General features: G+C 61.0%; 4 protein-coding genes and 1 pseudogene. All 5 read left to right on the forward strand.

The window, feature by feature from the left end; all coding sequences use genetic code 11:
* Positions 1-130 precede the first annotated feature (130 nt).
* Positions 131-697 (forward strand): annotated as a pseudogene (locus ACRXB1_RS31760) (peptidylprolyl isomerase); the annotation flags it as partial.
* A 12-nt stretch (positions 698-709) separates the two neighbouring features.
* Entirely contained in the window at positions 710-1,693 is a 984-nt protein-coding gene (pdxA, locus tag ACRXB1_RS31765; RefSeq protein WP_449494290.1) for a 4-hydroxythreonine-4-phosphate dehydrogenase PdxA, read from the forward strand.
* 35 nt (positions 1,694-1,728) lie between these two features.
* Entirely contained in the window at positions 1,729-2,547 is an 819-nt protein-coding gene (rsmA, locus tag ACRXB1_RS31770) for a 16S rRNA (adenine(1518)-N(6)/adenine(1519)-N(6))-dimethyltransferase RsmA (RefSeq protein ID WP_449494291.1), read from the forward strand.
* A 233-nt stretch (positions 2,548-2,780) separates the two neighbouring features.
* Entirely contained in the window at positions 2,781-3,944 is a 1,164-nt protein-coding gene (locus tag ACRXB1_RS31775; RefSeq protein ID WP_449494292.1) for a porin, read from the forward strand.
* A gap of 117 nt (positions 3,945-4,061) precedes the next feature.
* Positions 4,062-4,266, forward strand: a 205-nt coding sequence (locus ACRXB1_RS31780) for a helix-turn-helix domain-containing protein (protein ID WP_449494293.1), incomplete at its 3' end; no start/stop codon positions are given.

Raw genomic sequence — 4,266 nt, forward strand, 5'->3', positions numbered from 1 at the left:
CGTACCGACGGCGGCTTCGAAATCATCAAGCTGGTCGAGCGCCGCACGGGTCAGGGTCAGGCTGCCGATGCGCCCAAGCTCGTGCAAACGCACGTTCGTCACATTCTGCTGCGCGTGACCGATGGCATGTCCGAACCAGGTGAATCCGCAACTGATCCGTACCGACGGCGGCTTCGAAATCATCAAGCTGGTCGAGCGCCGCACGGGTCAGGGTCAGGCTGCCGATGCGCCCAAGCTCGTGCAAACGCACGTTCGTCACATTCTGCTGCGCGTGACCGATGGCACGTCGGAACCCGCAGCGCGTCAAAAGCTGCTTGAAATCAAGGCAGACGTGGCGAAGGGCGGCGATTTCGCCAATTACGCACGGACTTACTCGTCGGACGGCTCGGCATCGCAGGGCGGTGATCTCGGCTGGATCAGCCCGGGTGAAACCGTGCCGGAATTCGAGCGCGCCATGAACAATCTGAAAGACGGCGAAGTCAGCGATCCGGTGCGTTCGGAATACGGCTATCACCTGATCCAGGTGCTCGGACGTCGCGAAGCAGAAGGCTCGGTGCAGCAACAGCTTGATCTGGCGCGTCAGGCCATCGGTCAGCGCAAGGCCGAGCAAGCTTATTCCGACTGGCTGCGTGAACTGCGTGACACCGCTTACGTCCAGTACAAGGGCGCCGCCGCACAGCAGGCCCTGAACCAGTAAAAGGTTGTCCGAATGGAACCAGCAAGCCGCTCACTGTCCATAGCCATCACCACCGGGGAGCCGGCCGGCGTTGGTCCTGAACTGACAGTGGCGGCCCTGGCTGACGCGGCTACACGCTGGCCAGAAGTAAAGTTCTCGGTGCTCGCCGACCGCGATCTGATGACCCAGCGCGCGGGTACATCGTCGTGGCTTTCCGGCGATGCGTCGATCAAGATTGAACACCATGCGCTGAGCGTTCCCGTTGTAGCGGGCAAGCTCAATGCTGCGAACGGGCGCTACGTGCTTGGTCTGCTCGATACGGCCATCGACGGCGCGGTCAGCGGACGGTTCGACGCCATCGTCACGGCGCCGCTGCAGAAAAGCACCATCAACGACGCCGGCGTTCCCTTCACCGGCCACACCGAATATCTCGCCGAGCGCACGCATACTCCGCGCGTGGTCATGATGCTCGCAGGCACTGGCGAACGGCCGTTGCGCGTCGCGCTCGCCACCACGCACTTGCCGCTGAAGGATGTATCGGCGGCGCTGACGGTGGATGGCATCGTCGAAACGCTGAGCATCATTCATCGCGACCTGAAGGCCATGTTCGGCTTGCCCGCGCCGCGCATTCTCGTCACCGGCCTGAATCCGCACGCGGGCGAAAACGGCTATCTCGGCCGCGAGGAAATCGATGTCATCACCCCGGCGCTGTTGCGCGCGCGCGAACTGGGAATCGATGCACCGGGTCCGTATCCCGCCGACACGCTGTTTCAGCCGCGCTATCTGAAAGACGCCGATTGCGTGCTTGCCATGTTCCACGATCAGGGCCTGCCGGTCCTGAAGTACGCAACCTTCGGCGAAGGCATCAACGTGACGCTCGGCTTGCCGATCGTCCGTACTTCCGTCGATCACGGCACCGCGCTCGATCTCGCCGGCACGGGCCGGGCGGACCCGGGCAGCCTGATCGTCGCCATCGATACCGCTGTTGCCATGGCGCGCCATCGTCGCGCGGCCTGATCCCCTTATTTGCAGTTCCTGACCGGTTTTCTCCGATGTCCATCAAGCACCAGGGCCACTTCGCGCGCAAGCGCTTCGGGCAGAACTTCCTCGTTGACCAGGGCGTGATCGATTCGATCGTCGATGTCATCGATCCCAAACGCGGCGAACGCATGGTCGAGATCGGGCCGGGACTGGCCGCGCTGACCGCGCCGTTGATCGAGCGGCTGTCCACGCCCGAGTCGCCGCTGCACGCGGTCGAGCTCGATCGCGACCTGATCGGGCGGCTTGAAAAGCGTTTTGGCGAACTACTCGCATTGCACGCTGGCGATGCACTCGCGTTCGACTTCGGCTCGCTCGCGCTGGAAGGCGACATGCCGTCGCTGCGGATTGTCGGGAACTTGCCGTACAACATTTCCAGCCCACTGCTGTTCCACCTGACGGCGTTTGCGCCGAAGGTCATCGATCAGCATTTCATGCTGCAGGACGAAGTCGTGGACCGGATGATCGCCGAGCCGGGAACGAAGGACTTCGGCCGGTTGACGGTGATGCTGCAGTACCGCTATTCAATCGACAAGCTGATCGACGTCCCGCCCGAATCGTTCAATCCGCCGCCAAAGGTGAACTCGGCGATCGTCCGCATGATTCCGTATGCGCCGAACGAACTGCCCGATGTCGATGACAAGGTGCTCGGCGAAGTCGTGCTGGCCGCGTTCTCGCAGCGGCGCAAGATGATGCGCAATACGCTGGGTGTGTATCGTGACCGGGTCGACTTCGATGCACTCGGCTTCGATTTGTCGCGACGTGCGGAAGAAGTGCCGGTGGCCGAATTCGTGAAGCTCGCGCAGATGGTGGCGCAGGCGCGTAGTAATTAAGCGTCAGTTGTTGTTTCTTCCTCTCCCCGCTTCCTTTTCGACGCTTTTCCCCTCTTGACTCCATGCATTCCCTGCATTCTTTCGATGCAAGGAATGCACTGGAGTTAACCGTCTCCTTGCCCTCAAATTAGCGACGCGTTCGCGCAAGCCCGGCCCCAAAGCCACGGCCGCGACGAATTCTGATGCGTGCGAATTTGATTCGCACTACGAGATGACAAAGAGACGGGAGACGCATGAAAACTTTAGGAATTTCTGAGACAACAAGCAGATTCATCCAATGGCGTTCGCAATGGTGCAAGTTGGGCATTGCCGTACTGCCTGTAGCGTTGAGTTGCGGATCGACCCATGCGCAGTCGAGCGTGACGCTTTACGGTGTCGCCGACGTCAGCATGCGCTATCTCTCGAATGCCGACGCTCAGGGTAATGGCCGCTTCCTCATGGGCCCGGGCGGTATGAGCGAAAGCCGCTGGGGCATCAAGGGCGTGGAAGATCTCGGGGGCGGCTGGTCGACCATGTTCAAGCTCGAAAACCGCTTCTTCCTGAACAATGGCCAGAGCGATCCGACCATGCCGTTCTTCAACGAAGCGCAGATCGGCATTCAGTCGACATCGTATGGACAGGTTGTGATCGGCCGCCAGTACAACGTGATGATCGAAGGCATCACCATGGGCGGCTACTCAAGCAACCCATGGATTCCATACGACTTCAACTTCCAGCCCGAAGTGACCATGACGGGCGGCATCTGGAGCAGCAACCAGATCCAGTATCACGGCAGGTTCAAGGACTTCCGCATTTCCACCGCGTATTCGTTCAGCGGCAACGCCGGCATGATGTCCTATGGCAGCCAGTACGGCGTGGCCGCGGCGTTCACACCCGGAGGCGGACCCGTCTCGATTGGCGGCGCGTTCAAGGAAACCAAGGACTCGATCAACGGAAGCGATGCCAAGGCGTGGACCGTCGGCGGATCGTACACGTGGAACAAGACGCGGTTCGCACTGGGTTATATCGTCAATCAGAACGACAAGGGCTTCACCACGTTCGCCAACGGACCGTTCTCCGCGCCCGGGCTGGCCGCGCTCAAATATTCGGACTTCAAGCGCCGCCGGATGATCCTCGGCGGCATCACGCAAGAGGTGGGCAGCACCTGGCATTTCGCGGCGAACGTGTGGCGCACGCTGCAGGACGGCAAGGCGCAATCGCAGGACGGTTCGGCGTGGCAGTACCAGCTCGTCGCGGATTACGACTTGTCCAAGCGTACCGACGTGTATCTGGAAGCCGATTATTCGCGCTATAAGGGCGATCTGATCGGCGCGCAGTTGCAGGGCGTGAATGCGCCGGGCCTTGCGCAGAAAAGCACGCAAATCGGTGTGATGACCGGGATTCGCCATCGCTTCTGAACATGCTTTGAGGCGTTCGGACGAACGCCTCAAGACATCGGCGAAAACGAGTGCGGATGATATAACCAGCCGGCGTTGAAAACAGGCAGAAAAACATCCAGGGCTGCGTCACATATCATGCATGAGATCAATTCGCGTCGACTGGCGCATCTTGTTGCGCTGGCCGAAGAGGGCAGCTTTGCGCGTGCGGCGGAGCGCGTGCATTTGAGCCAGCCCGCGTTGAGCCGCAGCATTCAGGCGCTGGAAGACGAATTCGATATCAAGCTCTTCGATCGCGCCGCCCGCGGCGTCGCCACGACCGCCGCCGGAAAACTGCTGGTCA

This window comes from Caballeronia sp. M23-90 (assembly GCF_053574605.1).